At 71.3% G+C, this 25,993-nt stretch carries 22 protein-coding genes; 8 read left to right on the plus strand and 14 right to left on the minus strand.

Annotation, left to right across the window (positions count from 1 at the left end):
- Positions 1 to 64: 64 nt before the first annotated feature.
- From ACFVYF_RS09070 to ACFVYF_RS09090, 5 genes are read right to left on the minus strand one after another with little or no spacing between them, the layout of a single operon-like run.
- Positions 65 to 1,150 carry a serine hydrolase domain-containing protein gene (locus tag ACFVYF_RS09070; RefSeq protein WP_389453068.1) on the minus strand — a complete coding sequence of 362 codons (1,086 nt, stop codon included), beginning with the start codon at positions 1,148 to 1,150 and terminating at the stop codon, positions 65 to 67.
- Positions 1,147 to 2,067, minus strand: a complete 921-nt coding sequence (locus ACFVYF_RS09075; RefSeq protein ID WP_389453071.1) for a DUF6895 family protein — start codon at positions 2,065 to 2,067, stop codon at positions 1,147 to 1,149. The genes ACFVYF_RS09070 and ACFVYF_RS09075 overlap by 4 nt, the downstream gene beginning before the upstream one ends.
- The gene (locus ACFVYF_RS09080; RefSeq protein WP_389453074.1) at positions 2,064 to 3,059 is read right to left on the minus strand and encodes a DUF6895 family protein; all 996 of its coding nucleotides are present in this window, start codon (positions 3,057 to 3,059) and stop codon (positions 2,064 to 2,066) included. The genes ACFVYF_RS09075 and ACFVYF_RS09080 overlap by 4 nt, the downstream gene beginning before the upstream one ends.
- Positions 3,056 to 3,787 carry a hypothetical protein gene (locus ACFVYF_RS09085; RefSeq protein ID WP_389453077.1) on the minus strand — a complete coding sequence of 244 codons (732 nt, stop codon included), beginning with the start codon at positions 3,785 to 3,787 and terminating at the stop codon, positions 3,056 to 3,058. The genes ACFVYF_RS09080 and ACFVYF_RS09085 overlap by 4 nt, the downstream gene beginning before the upstream one ends.
- A 13-nt stretch (positions 3,788 to 3,800) precedes the next feature.
- Positions 3,801 to 3,989, minus strand: coding sequence for a hypothetical protein (locus ACFVYF_RS09090; RefSeq protein ID WP_389453079.1), 189 nt, complete (start codon positions 3,987 to 3,989; stop codon positions 3,801 to 3,803).
- 492 nt (positions 3,990 to 4,481) lie between these two features.
- On the opposite strand from ACFVYF_RS09090, the gene ACFVYF_RS09095 reads away from it, so the two are divergent.
- Positions 4,482 to 5,438 carry a hypothetical protein gene (locus ACFVYF_RS09095; protein WP_389453081.1) on the plus strand — a complete coding sequence of 319 codons (957 nt, stop codon included), beginning with the start codon at positions 4,482 to 4,484 and terminating at the stop codon, positions 5,436 to 5,438.
- 13 nt (positions 5,439 to 5,451) lie between these two features.
- Here the strand turns inward: ACFVYF_RS09095 and ACFVYF_RS09100 are convergent, their stop codons facing one another.
- From ACFVYF_RS09100 to ACFVYF_RS09130, 7 genes are all read right to left on the minus strand, one after another.
- On the minus strand, positions 5,452 to 7,731 hold the full coding sequence (locus tag ACFVYF_RS09100) for an FUSC family protein (protein ID WP_389453084.1): 2,280 nt from the start codon (positions 7,729 to 7,731) through the stop codon (positions 5,452 to 5,454).
- A gap of 131 nt (positions 7,732 to 7,862) precedes the next feature.
- Positions 7,863 to 9,491, minus strand: a complete 1,629-nt coding sequence (locus ACFVYF_RS09105) for a phytoene desaturase family protein (RefSeq protein ID WP_389453087.1) — start codon at positions 9,489 to 9,491, stop codon at positions 7,863 to 7,865.
- A 13-nt stretch (positions 9,492 to 9,504) separates the two neighbouring features.
- Complete coding sequence (locus ACFVYF_RS09110) at positions 9,505 to 9,936, minus strand: SRPBCC family protein (protein ID WP_389453090.1); 432 nt, start codon at positions 9,934 to 9,936, stop codon at positions 9,505 to 9,507.
- A gap of 175 nt (positions 9,937 to 10,111) precedes the next feature.
- Positions 10,112 to 11,257 carry an amidase domain-containing protein gene (locus ACFVYF_RS09115; protein ID WP_389453093.1) on the minus strand — a complete coding sequence of 382 codons (1,146 nt, stop codon included), beginning with the start codon at positions 11,255 to 11,257 and terminating at the stop codon, positions 10,112 to 10,114.
- Positions 11,258 to 11,392: 135 nt separating this feature from the next.
- On the minus strand, positions 11,393 to 12,694 hold the full coding sequence (locus ACFVYF_RS09120; protein WP_389453096.1) for a hypothetical protein: 1,302 nt from the start codon (positions 12,692 to 12,694) through the stop codon (positions 11,393 to 11,395).
- A 58-nt stretch (positions 12,695 to 12,752) separates the two neighbouring features.
- Complete coding sequence (locus ACFVYF_RS09125) at positions 12,753 to 14,873, minus strand: transglycosylase domain-containing protein (RefSeq protein ID WP_389453622.1); 2,121 nt, start codon at positions 14,871 to 14,873, stop codon at positions 12,753 to 12,755.
- Between the two features lie 960 nt (positions 14,874 to 15,833).
- The gene (locus ACFVYF_RS09130; RefSeq protein WP_389453099.1) at positions 15,834 to 17,333 is read right to left on the minus strand and encodes a metallophosphoesterase family protein; all 1,500 of its coding nucleotides are present in this window, start codon (positions 17,331 to 17,333) and stop codon (positions 15,834 to 15,836) included.
- A 387-nt stretch (positions 17,334 to 17,720) separates the two neighbouring features.
- On the opposite strand from ACFVYF_RS09130, the gene ACFVYF_RS09135 reads away from it, so the two are divergent.
- From ACFVYF_RS09135 to ACFVYF_RS09150, 4 genes are all read left to right on the plus strand, one after another.
- On the plus strand, positions 17,721 to 18,515 hold the full coding sequence (locus tag ACFVYF_RS09135) for an RNA polymerase sigma factor SigF (RefSeq protein ID WP_389453101.1): 795 nt from the start codon (positions 17,721 to 17,723) through the stop codon (positions 18,513 to 18,515).
- A gap of 215 nt (positions 18,516 to 18,730) precedes the next feature.
- Positions 18,731 to 19,540: a UdgX family uracil-DNA binding protein gene (locus ACFVYF_RS09140; protein WP_389453104.1), complete on the plus strand. Its 810-nt coding sequence runs from the start codon at positions 18,731 to 18,733 to the stop codon at positions 19,538 to 19,540.
- Positions 19,541 to 19,594: 54 nt separating this feature from the next.
- On the plus strand, positions 19,595 to 19,795 hold the full coding sequence (locus ACFVYF_RS09145) for a hypothetical protein (protein WP_389453107.1): 201 nt from the start codon (positions 19,595 to 19,597) through the stop codon (positions 19,793 to 19,795).
- A 33-nt stretch (positions 19,796 to 19,828) separates the two neighbouring features.
- A complete protein-coding gene (locus tag ACFVYF_RS09150; protein WP_389453110.1) occupies positions 19,829 to 21,292 on the plus strand; it encodes an aminotransferase class I/II-fold pyridoxal phosphate-dependent enzyme in 1,464 nt (487 codons plus the stop codon).
- 74 nt (positions 21,293 to 21,366) lie between these two features.
- Here ACFVYF_RS09150 and ACFVYF_RS09155 read toward each other — a convergent pair whose 3' ends face one another.
- Both ACFVYF_RS09155 and ACFVYF_RS09160 read right to left on the minus strand, forming a co-directional pair.
- The gene (locus tag ACFVYF_RS09155; protein ID WP_389453112.1) at positions 21,367 to 22,677 is read right to left on the minus strand and encodes an FtsX-like permease family protein; all 1,311 of its coding nucleotides are present in this window, start codon (positions 22,675 to 22,677) and stop codon (positions 21,367 to 21,369) included.
- Positions 22,678 to 22,680: 3 nt separating this feature from the next.
- Positions 22,681 to 23,472, minus strand: coding sequence for an ABC transporter ATP-binding protein (locus ACFVYF_RS09160; RefSeq protein ID WP_389453115.1), 792 nt, complete (start codon positions 23,470 to 23,472; stop codon positions 22,681 to 22,683).
- A 178-nt stretch (positions 23,473 to 23,650) separates the two neighbouring features.
- Here ACFVYF_RS09160 and ACFVYF_RS09165 point away from each other — a divergent pair, with 178 nt between their 5' ends.
- Genes ACFVYF_RS09165 through ACFVYF_RS09175 form a run of 3 tightly spaced genes read left to right on the plus strand, consistent with a single transcriptional unit; the run spans position 23,651 to position 25,931 of the window.
- Positions 23,651 to 24,331 carry an ABC transporter permease gene (locus tag ACFVYF_RS09165; protein WP_389453118.1) on the plus strand — a complete coding sequence of 227 codons (681 nt, stop codon included), beginning with the start codon at positions 23,651 to 23,653 and terminating at the stop codon, positions 24,329 to 24,331.
- Complete coding sequence (locus ACFVYF_RS09170; protein WP_389453121.1) at positions 24,328 to 24,999, plus strand: ABC transporter permease; 672 nt, start codon at positions 24,328 to 24,330, stop codon at positions 24,997 to 24,999. Before ACFVYF_RS09165 ends, ACFVYF_RS09170 begins: the two co-directional genes overlap by 4 nt.
- Positions 24,996 to 25,931 (plus strand): ABC transporter substrate-binding protein, encoded by a 936-nt coding sequence (locus ACFVYF_RS09175; RefSeq protein ID WP_389453124.1) that lies wholly within the window; start codon positions 24,996 to 24,998, stop codon positions 25,929 to 25,931. The genes ACFVYF_RS09170 and ACFVYF_RS09175 overlap by 4 nt, the downstream gene beginning before the upstream one ends.
- Positions 25,932 to 25,993 lie beyond the last annotated feature (62 nt).

Raw genomic sequence — 25,993 nt, forward strand, 5'->3', positions numbered from 1 at the left:
CGGACCGCGGCGCGAGGCACCGGTTTCGGGGCCGGGCCTCGCGCCGCGCCGCGTCGGACAGGCCCTAAGCCCCCGCCAGCAGTGCGTACGCGGTCGGCACGAAGGTGTCGCGCGCGCGGAAGCGGCGGGTGCAGACGGCGGCCAGCGCGGTGCCGGTGCCCGGGCAGAAACCCAGGAAGGCCTGCTGACCGAGCGTCGCCCCGCAGTGGAAGTACATCGGGCCGTGCCCGGTGGGGTGCTGGAACCAGGCCACGGTGTGCACGTGCCGGTGCCCGAGCCCGCGCCGCAGGACGGGTCGGCGCACCGCCCACAGCGCGTCGGCCGCGGGCGAGCCCGCCGGATCCAGATGTGCTTCGAGGAACGTGAGCAGATCGTGCGGCGTGGCCCGGACGGCGCCGGCCGCCTGGAAGCCGCCGACGACAAGCGGGGGAGTGGAGGTCACGCCGTCCTTGCGGTGTCCGGTCGCGTCGGTGTCCGGAGTGCCGGCGCGCAGGGCGACGCCGTGCAGGCCCAGGGGACGCAACACCCGCCCGGTGAGCAGCTCGTCCCACGGCGTCCCGGTGGCCGCCACCAGCGCGTGACCGAGGACGGCGACACCGAAGTTCGAGTAGTGCCACCGAGTGCCGGGCCGGTGCCGTGGCCGGCGGCGCAGGAAGGCGTCGGTCACCCGCTCGGCCGGATAGCCGGCGTAGGGATTGGTGTGCCAGGCGGGCAGCGCCCGGACGAAGAAGTCGGCGGGCAGGGCGGGCAGTCCGGAGGTGTGGGTGATCAGATGCGCGAGCGTCACGGGGTTTTGGCCGTACCGGTGCCCGGGGTCGAGGAAGGCGGCGGCCGGCTCGCCCGCGGACACCCGGCCCGACTGCGCCAGTTCCGCGAGGAGCAGCCCGGTGAACGTCTTGGAGGCCGACCCGATCTCGTACCGCAGCCGGTGGCGTTCGACGGGTCCGGGCGGCGCGGTGCCGCCGCAGCGCACGGTGCGCCGGCCGCCCCGGGAGAGCGCGAAGACGACATCGGGCGCGTCCACGGCGCCGACGGCCGCGTCGAGCAGCTGCCGTACCGCCTCGTCGTCCGGGGGTACGCCTTCCGGTGTCTCCTCGGGTGGCCGGGCACCGAGTGACCCTCCCGGCCAGGGAGCGGATCGCGTCGTCATGCCGGTGCGTGCGCCAGCTGCGTCAGGGCGCGCGAGGTGGCCAGTACGGAGGCGAAGGCGGCGACCAGCGTCGGGTGGTAGACGCTGTCGAAGACCTCGTCGGGAGAGCCCTGGGGCATGGTGCGCAGGGCGGGCATCGCACCGTCGGGCTGCTGGGCCGCGGCGAAGCCCGCCCAGGCCCGCTCGTCGAGGGTGGGCCGGGGCAGACAGGCGTCGACGACGAGCAGTTCGCCGAGCAGGTCCCAGCGTTGCAGGTCGAGCCAGTCGTCCAGCCAGACCGGCAGCCAGTCGGCGAGGTACTCGGCGATACGGGACGGCAGGGCGTCCGGCCGCTCTCCCCAGTCGGTGAGGTGGAAGACGGTGTGGGTGATGTCGTAGGCGATGTGCCCTTCCACCGTCCACGGCTCGGGGGTGCGTCCGAGCCACGTGCTGCCGACGACCTCGGACTCCGGGGGCCGGGGCGGCAGACCGAAGCGCCGCTGGAACGCGGACAGTCCAAGTCGCCGCACGGGTGGCATCTCGAAGGCGGCGCAGCTCTCCAGCCGGTGGTTGAGCCGGATCGCCCGCTCGACCTCGGGTTGGCTGTAGCCCAGCTCCTTGAAGGGGAGATACACCTCGAAGGGGATGGGGGAGACGGGTTCGGTGCGCTGGGCGCGTACCAGCATCCGGCCGCCGTCCAGGGTGTGCCGCCAGGCGTGGTCGAGCAACTGCCGTGCCAGCTGGGCCTGTTGTGAGCCGGCCACCCCTTCGCGGAACAACACCTTGCAGATCAGGGCCAGTTCGCCGACCGGTTTGAAGCGTTCCAGGAAGCCCACTTCGGGGTCGACGTCCGGCTCCAGCCGGAATCCGTCGCGGTGGGCGTGCAGCCACTCGATGGCGCCGACGCCGACGGTGTGGATGAGCCGGGTGCTGGTCATGCCGGTGCTCCTTGTCCGCCTCGTCTCGCGCGCGCCGCGTGTGCGAGGGGGCGCGGGCGGGCCGCCGCCGGTCCGGCTCCGCCGTCCTCGCGCAGCCGGTCGAGGGTCAGCGCGGCGGCGAAGGCCGCCATCAGTGTCGAGTGGTAGCAGCCGGTGAACCCCTGGGCCGCCGCGCGCCCGCTCCGTCCGGGGCCCACCTCGGGGACGGCGCCCGAGTCGTCCTGCGCGGTGGCGAGTCGCGCCCAGGCGTCCTGGAGCACGGCCCGCTCGGGCGGACCGGGCAGGCCGGCGGCCACGGCCAGCAGTTCGCAGCTCAGGTCCCACTGCTCGTCCTCCAGGCAGGTGTCGAGCCAGGGCGGCAGCCAGTGCCGGAGGTAGGCCGCCACCTGTGGGGGCACGCCCTGCGGATGCGCACCCCAGTCGGTGAGGTGGAAGACGACATGGGTGAGCGTGTAACCGGCGGCCCGTTCGAAGGTCCAGGGCTCCGGCAGTCCGCCCAGCCAGGTGCTGCGCAGGGCCCACGACATCTCCGTATGCTCCGGAATCCCGCTGCGGCGCTCCGAGTTGAGCACGCTGAGCCGGCGGTTCGGCTCCTGCTCCGTGACCTGCCACCCGCGGGTGCGGGCCACCGTCGCGGCGGCACGCTCGTACCCGGCGTGCCGCAGGCCGGCCGCGGCGAACGCCGCGTAGACCTCCAGCGGGTAGGTCGCGAAGGGTTCGAGCCGTTGCAGTTCGAGGAAGAGGGCGCCGCGGCCGGTCTCCTCCCAGGCGAACGACAGCAGGTCGCCGGCGGCCCGGTGGAGCGGATCCTGCGGCTCGGTGTGCCGGCGGACGCACCCGCAGACCTGCGCCAGCTCCCCGAGGGGTTTCCAGCTGGCGTTCACATCACCGTGTTCGGCGAGCGCGCTGTCGTCGAGCGCGAAGCCGTCGCGATGGGCGGACACCCAGGCGAGAGCGGACTCGCCGAGCGCCCGGATGCCGGGCGCCGTCACACCGTCGCTCCGGCCCGCATCAGCCGCGCCGCCTCGATGTGCAGGGCCACCCGCGGGTCGGCGCCGTCCATCTGCGCCACGAAGTCGAGCCCGGTCTCCAGACCGAGGGTCGCCGGCACCCCGTCGAGGAGGACCAGCCAGCGTCCGGCGCCGGCCGCCTGCAGCCAGTCACGGCGGCGGACCGCCCGGACGAAACCGCGGGCCACGTCGACCGGGCGCCGACGGGCCGCGCGCGACACCGCGCAGTCGCCCCCGGGCACCGCGAGCGGGGCGAGCACGGCGAGTTGATGGGTCAGGTACTGCCACGAGGCCTCGTCGAGCCACGTACCCGCAGGCTCCGCGCCGTCGTCGGCCAAAGCTCCGTCGAGGGACGCGTCCAGCCGCAGCAGCGTGCGCCGCATCGCCCAGTGGCTCCACACCGAGGTGGGCGAGCCATGGGCGGGCGGGGGGAAGGCATGCACGGCCCTGCGGAACACGGCGAGGTCGTCGGGGCCGGGCGGGGAGCCGCGCAGGACGGCCGGCAGCAGGACGTCGGCTCCCAGCACGCGTACGGCGGCGAGAGTGAGGTCGCCCGTCGCGGTGCCGTCGGGTCCCGCCTCGTCTCCGTCGGCTTGCGTCGTTCTGCCCGCCAACCGCAAGGGGCCCCCGCTCCGAAGAGCGGAGACCACCTCCGAGGCAAGGTCCTGCACAGCGCCCGTCAAGCGGGTCGACGTGCCTGACTGCTCCATCCAGTTGCTCCCGTCAGCCCTTCTTCGGTCGCGGTGTCGGTGGCGACAGCAGCAGGTTGCCCGTCCCGGAGGAAAGGGCGAGCGCCGCGCATTCGCGACTGTCGCGGAAGCAGCCGTCGGCTTCGGCCGGGTCGAGCGCCGCTTCGACGTCCACGCTGCGGACTTCGGCGACGTCGTCGATCAGAAATTCGGTGGAAGACATACCACCATCCCCTTTGCGAGACATACGAGCTTCTCCCATCCAGTTGAACGCGCCTGCCGGGTATGCGCAAAAGGAGAGCGGCGCGAGGAGGCCGCTGCGGCGCTCGGGGCATGGGGAAAACGGATGTCAGAGGTGTTGTGGCCGGTACGTGAGAAGAGGGTCGGTCGCCCGGGTCACGCAAAGGAATCCGGCGGCACCACGGCCTTCAATTTCCCGGCGTTGAATAATTGAACAGCCGACGGTTGAAGGCGACAACTGCCTATGGGGCAGAGCGACAACTGCCTACGGGTGCAGAGCGACAACTGCCTACGGTGCAAAGCGACAACTGCCGATCGCCCGGCGTCAGTCAGCGTGCCGCGGGATACACCGGACCCGTTCCGTACCGCGACGGCCGTCTCGCCGTACGAACCGGTAATGAGGGCCGAGGAGAGCATCCGGTAACGATCGGGCCCGAGACCTTGTGGCATCTCTCGCCACTCATAGCATGCGATCATGTCATTTCTCTCAAGTCGCCGCAGAAAGCCGCGCCTTGCCCCCGAGCTCGACGACGGGGACCTCGGCAGGCTGCTGAAGTCCCTGCGCGCGACGACCAGGTCGGGCACGATCGGCACGACGGACCTGTGCGTGGCCCAGCTCTCCCGGCTGCTGGACCAGGAACAGGAGCAGGGTGACTGGGACCGCAGGTCGCACCGGCTGTCCGTGCTGGCCGGCTACCTGTCGGCGTCTCATCTGCCGTCCGCCTGGGTGACACGGGAACCGTGCAACACCAGCGCCCTGGTCCTCAACGCCTGGACGGAACTGGTGCGCGGCCACGCCTCCGGAGCCATGGCGGACGCCTCCGGCATGACCAAGCAGTGCCTGCTGGCGGCGGACCTCGACCCGCAGGACCCCACCCCGTGGGTGGTCCTGCTGGGCATCGCGCGCGTGGAACGCTATGCGCAGGCGGACGTCTTCGCGGCGTGGAACGAGATCCTCGCGCGCGACCGCTGGCACCGCGAGGCCTACCTGAGCATGCTCGCCTATCTCTCTCCCGAGGAGGCCGGGTCGCGCGTGCAGGTCCTCGACTTCATCGATTCCGTACGCACCCGGATGCCGGCCAACGCCCCGTGCGCGGCCGTGGAACTCACCGCCCAGGTCATGCAGTACCACGCGGCGCTCGACCGAGGGGGAGTGGACGCCCTCGTGGCCCGCAACCACTGGACGAACGCGCAGGCGACCGCGTCACTGGAGCGGGCCCACCACGCCTGGCCGCAGCCCGAGTTCCTCCACCACGCGGCGGCACTCGCCGATCTCAACCTGCTCGCCTACGCGCTGATGGCCGCCGACTGGCGACGGCAGGCGGCTCCCGTCTTCGAGGCGATCGGATCCCGGGTCACCAGCTGGCCCTGGCAGAGCGGCGGGGATCCACTGGCCGCGTTCGAGCACGCGCGGAACAAGGCGTCCGTCTGACCGGCTCCGCACCTCACAACGACGCCGCGTGGGGTGACGTCTTCGAGTCGGGCGTCGAGACCGGCACACCGAGAGGGCGGGCGAGACCGACCACTCCCTCGTCCAGCCGCTGCAGATGACGCAGCACGCGCCCGGTGACACGGTCGTGGCGGGGACCGTCCGGGCCATCGGGTTCCAGCATCGACGCGAGACTCGCGCCGGTCTCGACCTCGCCCGCGTCCTGCTGGTCCTCGACATGCGCGACGAGTACGGCGATGTTGTGGGCGATGCGCCGGCCCGCCCGCTTCAGCCGCGGGTCGGCCGCGACGGTCTTGCTGTGCGGCAGGAGTTCGGCCGTGGCCGCCAGCGAACGCGCGTGGTACGCGCACGTCTCCAGCAGCGCCACCAGGTAACGGGCGGTCTGCCGCCGGGCCCGCAGCGGGGTGATCGGATGCGTCAACGGCTGGATGGAGGCCCGCAGATCGTCCAGCGCCGTGTCGAGATCCCGGGCCCTGTCCAGCAGATCGAGCGCGGGCCCGCCGCTCAGCTGCTCCACGGCCGCGTCGGTCACGTCACCGAGCCGGCTCAGCACCGTGGCGAGGAGTTCGTCGGTACGGCGGTCGGTGTGCACCGGCAGGATCAGCGCGGCCGCGATGACACCGCAGGCGGCGCCGAGCGCGGTCTCCTCGATGCGCAGCACGAGGACCTCGGCGCTGTAGGTGTTGAGCAGCGTGTACAGCAGGCCCAGCATCGCCGTGACGAAGAAGGACATCAGGGCGTACGACAGCGGCGCGGTGAAGAACATCGCGAAGATGAACAGCAGCACGAGTGCGAACGCGGTCCAGGTGTGGTTGCCGACCACGCCCGCCAGCAGGACTCCGGCCACGACCCCGAAGACGGTGCCCAGCAGCCGCCGGTAGCCCTTGACCAGGATCTCGCCGGTGGAAGCCGTGTTCAGGAAGACGACCCAGCAGGTCAGCACCGCCCAGTACCAGCGCTGGCTGGAGAGGAACTCGCCGCCGACGATGGCCAGGGCCGACCCCACCGCCACCTGCACCGCGGCGCGGGTCGTGGGCCGCTCCAGCCCCGTGCGGTCGTCGTCCTTGGTCTCGCTCCCCTCGGCCGCGGCGACGGCGATGTCCTCCGCGTCCAGTTCCTCGCGGGAACGGGTCGTCGAGGGGGTGTCGTCGGACTCGTCCTGGGGCCCGTCGAGAGCCATGCGCAGGCCCAGCACCGAGCGCGCCGCCTCACCGATGCCACGGAAGACGTCCTGGACGGCGGCCGAGGTGCGCGGCAGGTTCTCCTCGTCGCGGTAGCCGAGCAGCCGGTTGCGCACATGGGCCACGGCGGTGCCGCGATCGTCGGCGACCGGGCGGGCGACGAGCACCCGCAGCGCGGCCAGGTCCCGTCGCAGGGTGGCGGTGGTGTCGTCCTGCGCCCGCAGCCGGTTGCCCGGCGCGGGCACCGGGGCGTTCGGCAGATGCAGGGTGAGGGTGTCGGCACGCTCGGCGCTGCGCGCGGTGAGCAGCAGGACACCGAGCCGCTCCGCGGCGATCTCGGCATCCGCGATACGGCGCTGCACGAGCGAGGCCGTGGCGCTGTCGCTGGTCCCGTCCGCCAGCCGGCCCTGGATCATCATGGCCGTCTCATGGAGGCGGGCGGTGTGCTGCCGCAGCTCCTCCAGCGCCTTCTCGACGCGGTCGGGTCCGGCGTCCAGCAGCTCGATCTGCGCGTCCACCAACTGGGCCAGCCGTGCCCGGAACGCCGCGCGCAGCCGCGTCAGGATGCGCTCGGGTGACTCCGCGATCAGGCCGAAGCGCACCGCGGCGCTGCAGACGAAGGCGATGACCAGCGTGCCGCACAGCCCCGGCAGCGTGGAGCCGGAGGCGCGGACGAACAGGGAGACGAAGTAGATCTGAAACCCGATCAGGCCCAGCGCCGTGCCACGGTCGCCGAACCGACGGCTGTAGACCGCGGCGAAGATCAGCGCCAGGAAGAAGAGATCGCCCGCGACGACACGGGTGTTCAGCAGCGCCCCCAGTGACATCGCCGCGAGGGCCACCGGCAGGCCGAGGAGGAGGGTGAGGGCCTGTGCGCGCCGCTGTTTCTCCCGGATGGCGAAGGTGGCGACCATGGCCGCCATGGAGCCCGCCACCATGTGCGTCACATCGGCCCCGAGCAGCGCCAGGACGAGCAGCGTGAGCGCGATGGCACCCACGGTCCGCAGTCCCGCCATCAGCCGGAGCAGCCCGGGGTCGGATGCCGTGAACCGGTCCCAGGTCCTCTTCCAGCTCGGCCGTGTCGCTGTCCTCACCCTGCCGTACGTCCTCGCTCGCTGTCATGATCCGCGGTTCCAGCATGTCACGGTGGGCCGACGGAGCCCTGTCCCGGGTCGCCGGGCCTGCGTCACATCGGGAGCGGGGGCGCTCCCGTGGCCGCGTCATATCACTGCGAGGACGGCCGGACGCCCTTCCGGTCGCGGCGGGTGAGGACGCGCTGGGCCCGGCTCAGCCCCGTGGGCAGGTGTCCGCGCAGCGCGGCACGCGCGGCGTTCGCCCCGGGCGCTCCGTGCACGCCGCCGCCCGGGTGCGCGCCGGCCGAGGCGAGGTACAGGCCCCTGACCGGCGTCTCGGGACGGCCGGTGCCCGGGACGGGACGGAAGACGAGCTGCTGGTGCAGCGCGGTGGTGCCACCGTTGATGGCGCCGCCGTGCAGATTGGCGTTCAGGCTCTGCAGGGTGGGCGGCGCCAGGATCCGGCGAGCGCGCACCAGGGCCCGGAATCCCGGGGCGAAGCGCTCGACCTGCGCCTCGACGCGGTCGGCCATGACCTCCTGCTCCCGCGTGTCCCAGCTGCCGGTCAGGCCGTCGTCGCCGGCGTCACCGGTCACCTCGTGCGGGATGTGCGTGTACGCCCAGGCGGACTCGGTGCCGAGCGGGGAGCGGGTCGGGTCGGTGGTGGTCATCTGGCCGAAGAGGGCGAACGGCCGGTCGGGGATCAGGTGCATGGCGATCTGGGCGGCGAACCGGGTCAACTCGTCCACCCCGTCCGCGAGATGGACGGTCCCCGCCGTGGCCGCCTGAGCCGCGCTCCACGGAACGGGACCGCTCAGGGCCCAGTCCACCTTGAAGGTGGCGAAGTCCCACTGGAACCGGCGCAGATCGGCGAGCAGTTGGGGCGGCAGATGGACCTCGTCCACCAGGCCGCCGTACAGCAGGGGGACGGACACGTCGGCGAGCACGGCCCGGCGGGCGGGGACCGTCTCCCCGCCGGCGGTCCGTACGGCGACGGCCCGGCCGCCCCGCACCACGACCTGGCTGACGCGCTCACCGCAGCGGACCACGCCGCCGCGCTTCCGGAGCCGGCGGACCAGCGCCTGGGTGAGGACCCCGGAGCCTCCGACCGGCACGGGAAAACCGTGCGTCTGGCCCAGCATGGACATCAGCCAGCCGAAACCGCCGCTGCCGGCCGCTTCCGGCGCCAGGTCGGCGTGCAGGGCGTTCCCGGCGAGCAGCAGCCTGCCGCCCTCGCCCTCGAACTCCTCCTCGCCCAGGCGCCTGACCGGCAGCATCATGGACCGGGCCAGGCGCAGCCCGCCCGATCCACGCAGCCGTACGGCCAGGCGCGCGGCGGCGCGCACCGGCGGGAAGGGGGTGAACAATGCCTCGACGAGGTCCGGCCCCAGCCGCTCCCAGACCCGGTGCAGCTCCCGCCACGCGTCGCCGTCGCCCGGGCTGAAGGCGCTCAGGGCCGCGGCGGTGTCGTCGATGTTCCGCCCGAGCAGGGCGCAGCGGCCGTCGGACAGCGGATGGGCCAGAACGTAGGGGGCATGGCTCCAGCGCAGCCCTTCGCGCTCCAGATGCAGACGGGCGAGCACCGGTGACGCGGCGGCCAGGGGATAGAAGGAGCTGAAGAGGTCGCTGACGTAGTCGGGGTGCACACCGCGGTCGTGGCGGACCGCACCGCCCGGTTCGCTCTGCTCCTCCAGAACCTCCACGCTCCAGCCGGCGTCGGCCAGCAGGTTGGCCGCGACGAGACCGTTGGGCCCGGCGCCGATCACCACCGCTTCCGGCATGACTCGCTCCTGTTCAGCGCCTCTCGCACAGCTTGGCCAGCCTGCCCAGCATGGCGCGGTGGCGCAGTTGGAAGAGCACTTCGAAGAGCGCGTTGTGCAGGGTGCCGCCCGCGCCCCGCAACGGGTGCTCGTCGACGATCACCAGCGTGTCCTCGCCCCAGGGGCGGACCTCGATGGCGATCCGGGCCGTGCCGAGGGGGCCGGAGTGGGCCTCCAGCTCGAGCTCGCTCGGGGCCTCACAGCGCCGTACGACCGTCTCGTTGCTCACGGTCCAGGGGCCCAGCCGTACGTCGAAACTCAAGGACGAGCCCACCTCGGGCCACTGCCCCTCACCGGGCCGGGTGCTGGCGGTGCCGACCACCCACCTGCTGTAGCACGTCGGGTCGGCCAGCACGGACCACACCCGGTGGGGAGGTGTCTTGATGAGCTGATGCCGTGCCGCCATGCATCCCTCCAGGGGAACCCGGTGTTCTCGGTGTGTACGCGTGGGACCGTTGTCTCCAGGTTTCCATCTTTGGAGGGGTTACGCCTTTTGTGCGGGGTCGTCCGTGACGCCAGGGGTCTCACGGGCGTCCGAGCGGCGGTGCCCGGCCTCGCCGGACCGGGCACCGCCGGCCGGGTCAGGTGCGGTACGCGTAGTACGCGGAGTTCGGGTAGGACGAGATGAGGCTCGCCACCGACCTGCGGTAGGTGTCCGTCGCGTGGTACGTCACGTACGGGACGCCGCTCGAACTGCGGTAGGTCGTGAGCATCGTGTGATCCTTGGACCCGTCCTTGTCGAAGTCCATCTGCAGGACGTCACCGACGTCCAGCTGATAGACGTACGCCAGGTTCGTGGCCCGCTTCGCGGACAGCGTGAACCACGACCACTCGTTGGCGCCGACCCACGAGTCGGACTGGTTCGCGGAGTCGTACCACCACTTGGTGTAGTCCGTGGTCGTACCGGACACGAACGTCCAGCCGCCGGCGTTGAGGGACTGGCTGACGAAGTTCGTGCAGTCGCCGCCCGCCGCGTTGAAGTTGCGGTACGCGGGGTTGTAGTTCTTCCAGTACTTCTCCGCGTAGGTGGCCATCGCCGTGTAGTTGTACCCCGACGTGCCGCCGAGGTCCTTGCGGTTGGCCGGAGCCGGCGACGCGGTGGACGCCGGAGTCGCCTCGGGTTGGGCCGTGGCGGCCTTCGTGGCCACCGGCGCGGGCTCGTTGACCGCGCGGGGACCCTTGTCCGTGGAGCGCAGACCCGACAGCTGCCAGGTGCCGTTCGAGCCGGCGGTGAAGGTCAGCTCGTGGTGCGCCGTGAAGCCCGTCGTGGCGGGCTCGTCGCCCCGGATCCTCTTGTACGTCAAGGTCGTTGTCTCGGTGACCTCGACCTTGGCGTGGTTGCCCTCGACGCGGGTCCCGTTCACCGCCACCTTGGTGTCGGCGGCGCTGTAGGCCTCGCCCAGCGCGGCGAGCCGCGACTTCCTGCCGTGCAGGGAGGACACCGCGGAGTCCTCCGTCCGCGCGAGCGCGGAGGACAGCCGTACGCCACCCGCGAAGTGCGGTGCCGTACCCGCCCCTTGCTCGCGGTCGACCAGCGCGTCCGTGCGCTCGCTCAGCACGGCGTCCGCCACGCGCCCGAAGGCGTCGAGGGTCACCCGGTCGACGGTGGGGGGGGGGGTGGACGTCGGCGCACCGGCGGCGTGGGCGGCGGATATCGGGAGCAGCACGCTCGACAACGCGACCGCGGCCAGGGCTGAGCAGCTACGGCTCAACTTCTTTGATCTCACAGGGATTCTCCTTGACCCCCGGGCGGGAATCCCGGGGAGGGAATCTTCGCATGTACACCTCATTGATGAAGATCCTGTGGAGACCGCGGACCTGCGTGTGCCCGCTCACTTCCGGCAGGGCCCCCTGGTCCGGACCTACTTGACGACGGTCGACCAGTCCGGCGACTGCGCGGGGTCCAGACTGCGCAACCGCTCCAGCACCTCCGGCTTCTGCACATCCATCCAGTCGGCCAGCTCGCGGAAGGACACGCAGCGGACCTCCTTGCGCACACACACGTTCTTGATGACGTCGTCGACGGCCTTCATGTAGATGCCACCGTTCCAGTCCTCGAAGTGGTTGCCGATGAACAGCGGCGCCCGGCTGCCGTAGTACACCCGGTCGAAGCCGGCGAGATAGGAATCGGCGGTCTCCTTGCGCCACTTCTCGTAGTCGGCGGGGTCACCGTCGGTCTCACCGTCGGACTGGTTGTAGAGGAAGTTGAAGTCCATGGACAATCCCTGGTACTTGCCGCCCTCGTACGGCAGCATCTGCAGCGGGAAGTCCCAGATGCCGTTCTTCTTGGCGGGCCATATCTGGAAGTCGCCCGCCGAACTCGCGTCGTAGCGCCAGTCGAAGCTCTTGATCGCCTTGAGCAGGTTCGCCTGGCCCTCCAGGCACGGCGCACGGCCCCCGATGATCTCCCGCTGCGGGTCGAAGGGAAGGGGCGACAGATCGGTGTACCCGGTGTTGGTCTTCCACTTCTCCACGAACGAGTAGAACTGCTTGATCTCGCTCTTCCACTCCGCGACGCTCCAGTCCCCGCCGCCCTTCGAGCCGCAGAAGTGGCCGTTGAAGTGGGAACCGATCTCGTTCCCCTCCTCCCAGGCCTTGCCCAGCTCCGCCAGCGTGGTGCGGATGTGCTCGTCGGTCGGATAGCTGATGGCCGAGTCGCCGGGGTCGTGCATCGGCGGGTGGTAGAGCGTCTTCTTGTCCTTCGGCAGCAGATAGATGCCGGTCAGGAAGAACGTCATATGGGCGTTGTACTCCTTGGCCAGCTCCCGGTAGTGCGAGAAGAGCTTGTCGTCGCCCTGCAGGGCGCCGTCCCAGGAGAAGACGACGAACTGCGGCGGCTTCTCGCCGGGCTTGAGCGGCACCGGCTTGAGCTCGTCGCGCTGCGGCCCGGTGTACGAGGTCGAACCGTCCCCGATCACCTTGGTCTTGCCGTCCCACTGCGGCTCCGCCTCCCCCTTGCCGCTTCCGTCCTCCGAGGACGTGCCGGCCGTCGTGTCCGAGGGCGGTGCGTCGTCCGAGTTCGCCTGCACCACCAGGGGAACGGCGGTGCAGGCGAGGACGAAGGCGATCGCCGCGATCAGTATCCGGGGGCGGGCGGTGAGGCGGGCCAGGACGCGGGCGCGGCTGAATCCCCGGCGGCGACGGCGGTGGGCGTTGGAGTTCATCGGTGGCGCATTCTGCGAGGAGGGAGAGCGGGACGGGAGGGTGCCGTCGCCGCTCGCGTCAGCTGAGCGGACTCAAGGCGCTCGACCAGATGTCGTAGGGAACGGTGGAGGCGGGTGAGCCGGCCAGGCCCTTCAGCGGCAGCGGCTCGAGGCTTTTGGTCAGGTCCATGCGGTAGACGACGATCGCCGTGGAGACCGACCGCTGGGTGCCGACGTACCAGGCCGCCGTGTCCTTGTCCGTGGTGCCGGCCTTCCCCGCGATCTGCGCCGAGGCGGGGGCGGCGTCGGGGTGCTGGGTGCGGAAGGCCTCCGTCAGGGCCGCGGTGACCTGGCGGGCGACCTCGGTGCGGACGGCGCGGTGGGGGGCGGGGGTGTCCAGCTCGACGCGGGTGCCGTTGCGGGTGATGCGGCGCACCGAGTACGGCTCGGTGTGCGTTCCGTCGGCGGCGAACGTGGCGTACGAACTGGCCATGCGGATGGCGCTCGGCGTGGAACTGCCCATCGTCAGCGCGGGTACCTGCGGGCCCATGCTGGACGCGAGCATGCCGGTCGCCTGCGCGGTCAGGCGCACCTTGTCCAGGCCGGTGTCCATGCCGAGCTGCATGAAGGGCGCGTTCACGGAGGAGGCCAGCGCCTTGTGCAGCGGGATCTGCCCCCAGGACTTGTTCCCGTCGTTGTGGGCGGTGACCTTCTTCCCGCTGCGGTCCCAGTAGGGGCCCTCCGGCGTGGTGACGGGGACGTCGTCGTCACCGTTGTAGACGGAGTCCGGACCGACCGGGACGGTCGTCGACGTCCCGCGCTCCTTGCGCACGCCGTGCTCCAGACCGGCGGCGTAGACGAACGGCAGGAACGCCGAACCGGCCGGGACGGTCGTCGCGTTGGACTCGTTGAAGCCCTGTTTGCGGTGGTCGGGGCCGCCGTAGACGGCGAGTATCCGGCCGTCGTCGGCGACGGACGAAGCCCCGTAGTGCGCGGTCTTCGCCTGGTCGGCGTCGCTCTCCTTGGCGTCCTTGCGGGCGCTGGTCACGGCCTTGGTGAGGGCGTTCTCCCGCTTGCGGTCGAAGGTCGTGTAGATCTGGTAGCCGCCGAGGTCGAACTCCTGGTCCGAGATGTCCGCGGCCTTCTTGGCGTACGACGTCGCCAGCTCGACGAGGTAGTCGCTCTGGTGGCCGGTGTCGTAGACCTTGGACTGCTTGAGCGGCTCGGGGAAGTGGGTGTACTTCGCGCGCTCCGTCGCCGACAGCTTGCCGATCTTCACCATGCGGTCGAGGATCCAGTTCCACCGCTCCACGGCCCGCTTGTGGTTGTTGGCGCTCAGCGCGGGGTCGTAGAGGCCGGCTCCCTTCAGCAGGGACGCGAGGAAGGCCGCCTCGCTGACGTTCAGCTCGCTGACCTCCTTGCCGTAGTAGGCCTGCGCGGCCCGCTGCATGCCGTAGGTGCCCCGACCGAACCAGCTGGTGTTCAGGTAGCCCTCGAGGATCTGGTCCTTGCTCATGTGCTGGTCGAGCTTGATGGCGATCATGGCCTCGGTGAGCTTGCGGCTCACCGACCGGTCCTGCGAGAGGTAGACGTTCTTGACGTACTGCTGCGTGATGGTGGAGCCGCCCTGCGTGTCGCCCTCGCCGACCGTGCGCCACAGCGCCCGGGTGATTCCGCTCACGGAGATGCCGGGGTCGGAGTAGAAGCTCTCGTTCTCCGCGGCCAGTACGGCCCAGCGCACCTGCTCCGGGATGTCCTTGAGCGGCATCTCCTGACGCTGCACCCAGCCGGTACGGGCCATGGGTGTGCCGTCCGCCCAGAAGTAGACGTTGTCCTGCTGGGTGGCGTACGTGTTGAGGTCGTCCGGGATCTCCGTGGTGGCGTACGCGACGCCCAACAGCGAAGCGGTCACGGCGAAGAGCGTGAGGAAGGCCCCCAGCGACTGGCGCCACGACGGCACCCAGCGCCGCCAGCCACTGCGCCCCGGGCGCGGGTAATGCGGGCGGAGGCGGCGGGCGAGCGGCTTGATGCCTTCGACGAGGGGAGCGAGCCGCGCGGTGACACCGGCCGCGACGGTGGGGCGGCCGGGCTTGCGCCGGGGGCCGCTGCGCGGCGCCACGGGAGCGGGTGCCGGCGCCGGTATGTCGGACACCCGGAGCGCCATCGTGGCCTCCGGGTCGGCCGGGACACCGCGGGCCATGGTCGAGTCGCGGCCGGCCGATGCGCGATCGGCCGACGGGCTCTCCGACGGCGCGTCTTCGGTCGAGGTGCGGTCGGGTGTACGCCGGTCGGGCGCGACGGGGCTGGTGGTCGAGTGCTCGGCCGCGGCGCGGTGGGCGGCTGCGCGGTCCGTCGCGTCCCGGTCCGTCGAACTGCGGTCGGCCGCGGCGCGGCCGGTTCTGTCCCGGTCGGGCGCGTCGCGGTCGCCGGAGTCGCGTTCCCTGGCGTCGCGGTCTCGGGAGTCACGGTGGCTCGCGTCGCGGTCCCTGGCGTTACGGTCCCTGGCGTCGCGGTCCTTCGGGATGGCGCGCGGTGTGAGAGACGCGAGGTCGGCGGGGACTCTGAGGGCCATGGTCCGGGACGGGTCGGCGGGGAACCTCAGCGCCATGGTGGCTTCGGGGTCGGTGCGTTCCTTCGGGTCCGACGCGGCTGCGTCACGGGCGCCGGTTCCGGCCGCGTCACGGGCGTCGGCTTCATCGGCGGTACCGGGCTGCGGCGGTGCCGTGTCCTCGCTGTCGGAATCGCTCGGGAAGCGGCGGAATCCGGACTGTTCCGGGCCGGCCTGGCGACCGGGTGCGTCGTCGCCTTCGTCGCGCCTAGCCATGGACAGCTGCCGGGCCTGAAACCCCTATGGGGCACACCTCAGATATGCACCGCCATGGCATGAACATGCCTGCTTCTCCCTCCGCACTCAACCTTGCTCGCGTGGGTAGATGCAGCTGCCGCGAACGCGGCTGCGAGCCCCCCTCCCCGACCTTTCGGTACATCGCGGCCCCCATAAATTATCAGTGGAAACTGTGATGTCTTCCGGCGGATACAGGACAGGTACCGGACAGTGATGTTCCGTTTCGATCACGCGGGCCCCGTGAGCGTGCCCGGACCGGTCGGTCGCGCACGGTTCGGCAGGCAATGCGCACTCCCGCCCGGGCGTACGGTCGCCTCAGCGCAGGGGGATGGTCACCTCGTCCTCGACGGGCGGTTCGACCTCCGCGCGGCGGTTGCCGGTGGCCGAAAAGCAGCGCAGCCGGATCGAGTCCGGGGTGACGTCCAGGCGCAGGAAGCACTTGAAGAAGGGCGGGCTGTAGGTCGCCGAGCCCGGCGAGAAGAGCTGGGTGTAGGCCTTGCGGACGGGCAGCCGGAAACGCGCACGGCGTTCGGTGCGCCGCCCCGCGCCCAGCAGTGCGGCCACCAGGCGGATGCGCGCGGTGAGGCGCACGGGTTGCCCCTGGGCGCGGGTCGGGGTGATGCCGAGGCGCTCGGCGACGACGGCGGTCGCCTCGGCCTCGGTCAGGGTGAAGAACCGGCGCATGCGCAGCCGGCGACCGTAGAGCCTGCTGTAGAAGGCCAGCGAGTCGCCCCGCAGGGGATAGCAGCGGAAGTCCTCCTCGGTGACCCGGGCGATGCCGACCCGGGGAATGGTGTGGGTGGCGTGCATGAACGCTCCGCCACCGCCCGCGACCACGTACTGGATGGTGCGGCCGTCCACCGGGACGGGATAGCGCTGGTAGTTGTGGATGTCGCCGCCTATCGCCGCGACATAGTGATGGGCGGGATCGCGGACGATGTCGTCGACCGTGCCGCCGCCCTCGATGGCGCACGGGTGGTGTTCGCCGTCCACGTACAGGGGTGAGCCGGTGACGAGGATCTTGGGGGCGGGTCCCGTGGACACCTCGCGCAGCCAGCGGCCCTGTTCGGCGTCGAGGGTGCCGAGCAGGCCGGTGTCGATGCCGATGATCCGCACCGGCCCGGCGTCGAGTGCCCAGTACGGGCCGGGCTGGACGGACTGCTGGGCGGGTGCCGCGCGCAACGTCCGTGCCTCGGCTAGGCGTTGCTCGTCGGGTGTGCGCGCCGTGTGCCACAGCAGCGACCGCAGCCAGGCGGGCGTCAGCCGACGGGGCGCGGGCCGCGGCGCGAGCGGCGGCGCTTCGCAGAAGACGCGCATGAAGCCCTGGAGGTCTTCGTACCAGTCGTGATTGCCCGGTATCGCATAGATGGGCGCCTGGTAATCCCGGTACGGGCGGAAGAACTTGGTTCCGTACTCGTCGGTACTGCCGACCGGATAGACCACGTCACTGGCGAGGACAGCGAACTTCGTGCCCTCTCCGGCCTTCAAGAAGCCCGGTACGACCGCGTATTGCGGGTCGTCACCCTCGCCGGTGTCCCCGATGACCATGAACGAGAAGTGGTCCGGATCGTCGCGCCGGATCACCGCGTCGGCGGGTGCGCCGGCCGTTCTCCGCTGCTCCACCCAGCGGTTGCGGGTTCCGCCGGTGGGGTCCCCGAACCACGAGGCCAGCACGCCGTTGCGGGCCCGCCACAGCAGCCTGGGGTCGAGCCACGACAGCTTCTCCACCTGACGTGGCATCAACTGCCGGTAGTCGCCGCGGTCTTCGGGTCCCCAGCCGGCGCCGTCGGGGGTATCGCGTGAAGAGTCAGACACCGGTGCACCGTAACAATGGAGCCGAACAGTCGATCGTTCGGCCCACATTCCTGCGAAATGGCTCAGGGGTACCTGCGAGCCGGCTGTGCGGCGCTTCGATGCGTGCGCCCGGTCCGCCCGGGTGTTTCCGCCCCTGATATTCCACCCGGGATAGTGGGTCCATTTCGAGAATTCGCTTACGCTCCAGGGTCAATTGATTTCCCTCGGTCAACCCCTCGCGGAATGCGTTTCGGCTGCCCGATAAGCGGGCATTGCGGCTTTAGTGCTTCGGACAGGAGGCATGTCCGCGGGAGCTGGCTCACCAGAATCCCGGGTGTGTCCCCGAGCTGTTCGTGTGTGCGCCCTCCCGTGGTGACGTTTCACCTTTTCGAAGGGAGTTGCAGCGCCATGCACCTCACTGCCGGTACGAAGCAACACCCGCACGACGACGCCCCCGACACCGCCGCCGCGTTCGCGCGCCTCGCGGAACTGGCCGACGGCCCCGAGCGGCAGGCCCTGCGGGACGGACTGGTCCGGGACTGGCTGCCCATGGCCGAGCGCATCGCCGGCCGTTTCCGCGGCAGGGGGGAATCCGCCGAAGACCTATGCCAGGTCGCGGCCCTCGGCCTCGTCAAGGCGGTCGACCGCTACGACCCCGCTCTGGGGAACGCCTTCGAGAGCTACGCGATCCCCACCATCACCGGAGAGATCAAGCGGCACTTCCGGGACCACATGTGGCTGCTGCATGTGCCGCGGCGGGTCCAGGACCTGCGCAATCGCGTCCGTACGGCCGTGAAGGACCTGTCGCAGACGACTCCGGGGCGTCGCCCCACCCTGGCCGAGATCGCGGCCGAGGCACAGCTGACCGAGGACGAGGTCCGTACGGGCCTCGAAGCGATCGACAGCTTCACGGCGCTCTCCCTGGACGCCGAACTCCCGGGCAGTGACGACGGCTACGCGCTGAGCGACGCCCTCGGCGCGCCCGACGCCGGATTCGACCTGGTCGTCGACCGCGAGACGGTCAAGCCCTGTCTGCGGGCGCTGCCGGAGCGTGAGCAGACCATCCTCTACCTGCGGTTCTTCTGCGGAATGACGCAGAGCCGGATCGCCGAGGAGCTCGGCATCTCACAGATGCACGTCTCCCGGCTGCTCAGCGGCTGCTGCGACCGGCTGCGCGAGGAGGCACTCACCGACGTGGCGTGACCGTCAACGCGGCTCCGGGCTCCGCTCGTGGCGTGGTCCGGTGCACCCCACCGCGGGATGCCGGGGCCGGTGCCGACCGCGGTTCACCGCGCGGATCGTCTCGACTGACCGCCCGAATGCCACCGCCTGAGCCGGACAATCCGGGGTACTCCATCACCATCCGGGATCAGCGGCCAAGCAGCGCACGCGCAACGGCGTTCGGAGGTGAAGGGCGGATGAGCCGATCCGAGGACACCCACGCGGACACGGACACGGACGCGACCGACGCCGGGCCGGAGGCGTACGACGCCGGGCCCTACCTGCCCGAACGAGGCGGGCTGCCCGCGTACCGACGGGCCGCGGCGGACTGCCAGGGGTGCCCCCTGTACGAGAACGCCACGCAGACCGTCTTCGGCAAGGGCGTCTCCTCCGCGCGCATCCTCCTCGTCGGTGAGCAGCCCGGCGACCAGGAGGACCGGCAGGGCGAACCCTTCGTGGGACCCGCCGGCCGGCTGCTCGGCAAGGCCCTGGAGGAGGCCGGCATCGACCGGGACGCCGCGTATGTGACCAACGCCGTGAAGCACTTCAAGTTCACCCCGGCCGCGGGCGGCAAGCGCCGCATCCACAAGGCGCCTGACCTGCGGGAGATGACCGCCTGCCGCCCCTGGCTCCTCGCCGAGCTGCGCCTCGTCCACCCGGAGGTGGTCGTCGCCCTCGGCGCGACCGCCGGGAAGGCCCTGCTCGGCACGTCGTTCCGCGTGACCAGGGACCGGGGAGCGCTCATCCCCCTGCCCTACGAGGACGACAAGGCCGACCGGAAAGGCGAGAAGGGCGAGAACAGCGCCGGGACGGGCGAGAAGCGCGTCGGGAAGGGCGAGAAGAGCGAGCAAGACGGTAAGGCGGAACGCGGCGTGGACGGAAAGCGGTACGTGGTGGCGACGCTCCACCCCTCCGCCGTACTGCGCTCCGACGACCGCGAGGCCGCCTACGCGGGCCTGGTGGCGGACCTGAAGGTGGCCGCGCAGGCACTGGAACAGGGCCGGTGAGACGTCCGGCGCGATCGCACGGCTGGAACGCGGATCTTGGGGTACTTGCCGCCTATGCGCAATATTCTGCCGCGCCCTCTGAGGCGCAAGAAGCCGACCGGTACCGCCACGGAAGAGGTTCTGGAAGAGGTGAAGGACCTGGGCGAGGAGGAGGACACCGGCGCGTCGGAGAGCCCGCCCGGAGGCTCAGGAGACCCGGTTTCCCCGAGCCCCTCGGCCAACCGGAAGACCGTCGAGGGACACCCCTCCGACTAGTGCCGCCCGTTCGCGGAAGGGAGCACGTCGCTCTTGGACCACACACAAGTACCCGTGCTCGAAGCGCTGCGGCGCTTCCACGACCAGGGCGAGCTGTCCTTCACACCGCCCGGGCACAAACAGGCACGCGGCGCCGACCCGGAGGCCAGGGCGATCCTCGGGGACGCGGTGTACCGCTCCGACCTGCTCGCTTCCGGCGGTCTCGACGACCGGCGGATGACGGGGAACGTCCTGAAGCGTGCCGAGGAGCTGATGGCGGACGCCGTCCACGCCGAGCACACGTTCTTCACCACCTGCGGCAGCTCGCTCTCCGTCAAGGCGGCGATGCTGGCCGTGGCGGGACCGAACGAACAGCTGGTCGTCGGCCGCGACGTCCACAAGTCGGTGGTCTCCGGGCTGATCCTCGCCGGCATCGAACCGGTCTGGGTCGACCCGCAGTGGGACGGGGAACAGCGCCTGGCCCACGCCCCGGCCCCGGAGGCCTTCGAGGAGGCGCTCGAGCGTCACCCGGAGGCGAAGGGGGCGCTGGTCACCAGCCCGACCCCGTACGGCAGCTGCACCGGACTCGACCGGATCGCGGAGATCCTCCACGCCCGCGGTCTGCCCCTCATCGTGGACGAGGCCTGGGGCGCCCATCTGCCCTTCCACCCCGACCTGCCCTCCTGGGCGATGGACGCGGGCGCGGACGTCTGTGTGACGAGTATCCACAAGATGGGCAGCGGCCTGGAACAGGGATCCGTGTTCCATCTGCAGGGGGAGCTGATCGACCCGGAGACCCTGCAGTCGCGCGCCGACCTGTTCGGGACCACCAGCCCGTCGGTACTCATCTACGCGGGGCTCGACGCCTGGCGCCGTCAGATGGCGCTCCAGGGCGAACAACTGCTGGACGAGGCTCTCCGGCTGGCCGCGGCGGTCCGCGGCGAGATCGAGAAGATCCCCGGCCTGCACGTTCTCGGCTACGACGATCTCGTGGGCACGGGCCGGGGCGCGGACTTCGATCCGCTGCCCGTGGTCATCGACATCAGCGCGCTGGGCACGACCGGCTACCGCGCCGCGGACTGGCTGCGCCGCGAGCACCGGGTCGCGATGCATCTCGCGGACCACCGGCGCATCAGCGCCCAGCTCACGTACGCCGACTCGGCCGCCACCACGGACCCGCTGCTCGACGCCCTGCGTGATCTCGCGGACCACGCCGGGGAACTGGCCGCCGGGGTGCCCGACTTCGTCGTGCCGACCGGCCCGGAGATGCGGATGGAACAGGTCGTACGGCCCAGGGATGCGTACTTCGGTCCGTCCGAGCCCGTGCCGGTCGAGCGGGCCACCGGCCGGGTCTCGGTCGAGATGATCACGCCCTACCCGCCGGGCATCCCCGCGGTGTTGCCGGGCGAACGGCTCACCAAACCCGTCCTGGACTACCTGCGCACCGGGCTGGAGGCCGGAATGAACCTTCCGGACGCCGCCGATCCGGAGCTGCGCACGATCCGTGTGCGCAGGTGACCTGGGCGGGAAAGCGACCGCGCGGAGAGGGGCGGCCCGTGGGTGGGCCGCCCCTCTTCTGGTCGGTCGTCCGGTCAGGCCGCGAGTGCCACGGCCTCCACCGCCGGTGCCCGCAGGGTCCGTACGGCCGTCGCGAGGCTGGTGCCGAGTGTCGCCGCCGCGGCCACCGCCACGATGGCCAGCCAGATGCCGAGACCGCGGTCCGGCAGCGCCGAGTCGCTGCGGACGAGCGTGAAGGGCACGATCCCGGCGAGCCCCGCCACCGTTCCGAAGAAGACACCGGTCACGGTCAGGATCACGCCCTCGACGCCGACCGTGCCGAGCACCTGGGCCGGGGTCGCCCCCGCCAGCCGCTGCTGCCCGAACTCCCGGGCACGGAAGGCCGTGGCCGCGTACAGCGAATTGATCAGCATGATGCAGGAGAAGACCACGATGATGCCGACGACCACGAGATTGAGCGTTTCGAGGTTCTTCGCGTCGATGGACTTCGGGAGGCCGGACGCCTCGATCGCGTCGCTCTCGACCGCCTGCATGTAGAGCGTCGCGGTCGCCATACCGGTGAACATGATCAGAGGCATCAGGACCCCCGACAGCTGGGCGGTGCGCCGGCGCAGGGCGCGGACGGCGAGGTAGCCGCTCGGGCCGGACAGCGGAAGCCGGTCCAGCAGACCCGTCAGCAGGCGCGGCGAGAGAAGCGCGAAGCCCACCGAGAGCAGGATGGCGCCGTACGCGGCGGGCGCCATCAGCGCGGCGTCGGAGGCGGAGAAGGCGAAGGTGGAGCAGACGGCCGCCCCGCCGACGGCCAGCGCGGCGGACGCGGAGAACTTCCGTGCCCCGCCGCGGGGCCGGCGCTCCCGGGTCGCCCGTCGCAGCGCGAGGAACGCGGCACCGCCGGCAGCGAGCACGGTGATCCACAGTCCGGACAGCAGGGCGACGGGGCCGAAGGCGTAGTCCACCGACCGGTCCACCTGGCCGCTGTCCCGGAAGACGTCCAGCAGCGCCTGCCCGCCCAGCATCGCGGGGCCGATCGCCACCAGCGCACCCAGCAGAGCCACCGCCACCGACTCACCGACGACCATCCGCCTGATCTGTCCCGGCGTCGCGCCCGAGCAGCGCAACAGCTCCAGCTCCGGGCCGCGTTGACGCACATTCACCGTGAGCGTCGAGGCGACCGCGAAGAACACCAGGAGCGAGCCGTAACCGCCGACGACGCTCGCCGCCGTGGACAGCGACTCGGCGCTCACGGAGTCGACCCCCGGCTGCCCGGCCGTGTCGTGCATCGAGTTGAAGGTCATGATGATCGCCGCGCCGAGGAAGGCGGAGAGCAGCGTGGCGGTGAAGCGTCCGGGGCGGTGCCGGATGGACCGCATGGCCAGAGCGAACATGACTCACACCCCCGCCGTCACGTCGTCGCCCAGGTGCGCCAGGCGTTCGGCGACCGCGTCGACCGTCGGGGCGTGCAGTTCGCCCGCGAGCCGGCCGTCGGCGAGAAACAGGACCGAGTCGGCGTACGACGCCGCCACCGGATCGTGGGTGACCATGACCACCGTGCGGCCGTGCACCCGCACCGCCTCCTGCAGCAGCCGCAGCACGTCCCGCGCACTGCGCGTGTCCAGCGCACCGGTCGGCTCGTCCGCGAAGATCACGCTCGGCTCGGTGACCAGCGCGCGGGCGATGGCCACCCGCTGCCGCTGCCCGCCGGAGAGCTGATCGGGCCGGTGGCCGAGCCGGTCGCCGAGCCCGACCGCCGTCAGGATCTCCCGCGCCCGCCGCCGGTCCACGCGCCGCCCGGCGAGCCGCAGCGGCAGCACCGTGTTCTGCGCCACGGTCAGCGTGTCGAGCAGGTTGTACTGCTGGAAGACGAAACCGATCCGGCTGCGACGGAACTTCGTCAGTGCCGTCTCGCTGCCACCCGTCATCTCCGCCCCGTCGACGGTCACGATGCCGCTGTCGGGCCGGTCGAGGCCGGCCGCGCACTGCAGCAGCGTCGACTTGCCCGAACCGGACGGGCCCATGACCGCGGTGAAGGTGGCGCGCGCCAGGCTGAGCGTCACCCCGTCCAGCGCCGTCACCGCGCTCTCGTCGCTCCCGTACGTCTTGGTGACCTTGACCAGCCGCAGAGCCTCCCCGGCGGGTCCCGTGCCGTGCGTGCGTCGCGCAGTCCGGCGAAACATCGTCATCACTCTCCGTCCGGCACGCCCTGTGCCTCCTCGACGAAGCTACGGAGAAGGCGGCCGGACCACATGGGGCGCAGAACCCGTATCGCGGGGTGTACTCAGCGACACCCCGGGCCCGCCGGCCGCCCGTACGGGTCACCAGAACGCGCCGTCCCGGCCGCGGGCCCGGTGCAATGGACAGGTGACCGCGCCCCCGGACGACTGCCTCGCGCGCAACGAGTGGATCTGCGGTGCCTATCTGAGCAGCCGCCGCCAGATCCTCCTCGACGCGGTCGTCCAGCACCTCCAGCTCACGGCGCTGTCGGTGCTCATCGGGCTGGTCATCGCCGTGCCGCTGGCCGTCGTCGCGCGCCGCTGGGGCTGGGCCGCGGGACCCGTGCTCGCCGTGACCACGATCCTCTACACGATCCCGTCGCTCGCGATGTTCTCGCTGCTGCTGCCCGTCTACGGGCTGTCGGCGGCTCTGGTCGTCGCGGGGCTCGTCCTGTACTCCCTCACCCTGCTCGTCCGCAACATCCTGGCCGGCCTGCGCGCGGTGCCCGAGGAGACCCGGCAGGCCGCGCGCGGCATGGGCTACGGCCCCGTCCGGCTGCTGCTCACCGTCGAACTGCCGCTCGCGCTGCCCGCCGCCATGGCCGGCCTGCGCATCGCCATGGTCTCCGCGGTGTCACTGGTGACGGTCGGCGCGATCGTCGGCTTCGGCGGGCTCGGCAACCTCATCTACGCGGGCATGAACACGTACTTCAAGGCCCAGGTCCTGACCGCGTCCGTGCTGTGCGTGGTCATCGCCGTCGCCGCCGATCTGCTGCTGCTCGGCGTGCAGTGGCTGATCACGCCGTGGACCAGGGCGGCCCGCGGATGAAGACACTCACCGACGCCTGGGACTGGCTCACCGACTCCGCGCACTGGGCCGGCGACGACGGCATCTGGCACCGGCTCGCCCAGCACCTCGTCCTGACCGTCGTCTGTCTGGTCATCAGCTGTCTGATCGCCCTGCCGGTCGCGCTCGTCCTCGGCCATCTCGGCAAGGGCGGCGCGCTGGCCGTCAACATCTCCAACGTCGGCCGTGCCGTGCCCACCTTCGCCGTCCTCGTCCTCCTGCTCCTGACCCCGCTCGGGAAGTGGGGGGAGGGGCCGACGGTCGTCGCCCTCGTGCTGTTCGCCGTACCGCCGCTGCTCACCAACGCGTACGTCGGCATGCGCGAGGTCGACCGCAGTGTCGTGCAGGCGGCGCGGGGGATGGGGATGACCGGGCGGCAGCTGCTGTGGCGCGTGGAGCTGCCGCTGGCCCTGCCGTTGGTCATGAACGGGGTGCGGATCGCCGCCGTCCAGCTCGTCGCGACCGCGACCATCGCCGCTCTCGCGGGCGGCGGCGGACTCGGCCGGATCATCACCGCGGGCTTCAATCTGGCGAGCACCGCGCAGGTCGTGGCCGGAGCCGTCCTCGTCGCCGTGTTCGCCCTGCTCGTCGAGGGCGTCTTCGAGGTCGCCGAACGGGTGGCACCGCACTGGACGCGAGGCGCGCGATGAGACGGCTCGGCGCCCTGGCGGCCCTGCTCCTGCTGACCGGCTGCACGACGGGCCCGTCCCTGGAGAACCGCGGCGCGGTCACCGCACCACCCGGCGACAGCAAACACCTGACGATCGGCTCGGCCGGATTCACCGAGAGCGATCTGCTGGCCCAGATGTACGCGCTGCTGCTGAACCAGGCCGGCTACCGGACGTCCCTGCTCACCGTCGCCAACCGCGAACTGTACGAACCCGCCCTGGAAACAGGCCAGATCGACGTCGTGGCGGAGTACGCGGCCACCTTCGCGGACTGGCTGAACGTCAAGACCAACGGAGCCGACGCACCCGCCGTCGGCTCACCGGACCTCGACGCCACCATGGCCGCGCTGCGCAAACTGGCCACGCCCCGCGGGCTCACCGTCCTCGACGCGGGACGGGCCGTCGACCAGAACGCCTTCGCGGTGACCGGCGCCTATGCGCGGGAGCACCACCTCAAGACGCTCAGCGACCTCGGCGGGTCCGGCCTGCCGGTGCGGCTCGCCGCCGGTGACGAGTGCGTCCAACGGCCGTACTGCGAGCCAGGGCTGAAGAAGACCTACGGCATCGACATCACGGGCGTCGACCCGAAGGGGGTCGGCACCACCCAGGCCAAGCGCGCCGTGCAGAACGGCCAGGACCAGCTGGTGCTGACCACCACGACGGACGCCACCCTGGACGAGTTCGGCCTGGTCCTGCTCGCCGACGACAAGCATCTGCAGAACGCCGACTACATCGTGCCCGTCGTCAACCGCTCCCGCGCGGGCAGCGCGGGCGTGACCAAGGCGCTCGGCAAGCTCAACAGCGTCCTCACCACCGCGGACCTGGCCTCGATGAACCAACAGGTCGACAGCTGGCGGCGGCTCCCGGAGGACGTCGCACGGACCTATCTGAAGGAGAAGGGCCTGCTCAAGTGACAGGCCCGTGACGGTGGTTGCCGTACCGACCGGCGTACGCGCCCTGCGTCCTCACGCGTCCG

Source organism: Streptomyces sp. NPDC058274, from assembly GCF_042881375.1.
Classification (GTDB): domain Bacteria; phylum Actinomycetota; class Actinomycetes; order Streptomycetales; family Streptomycetaceae; genus Streptomyces.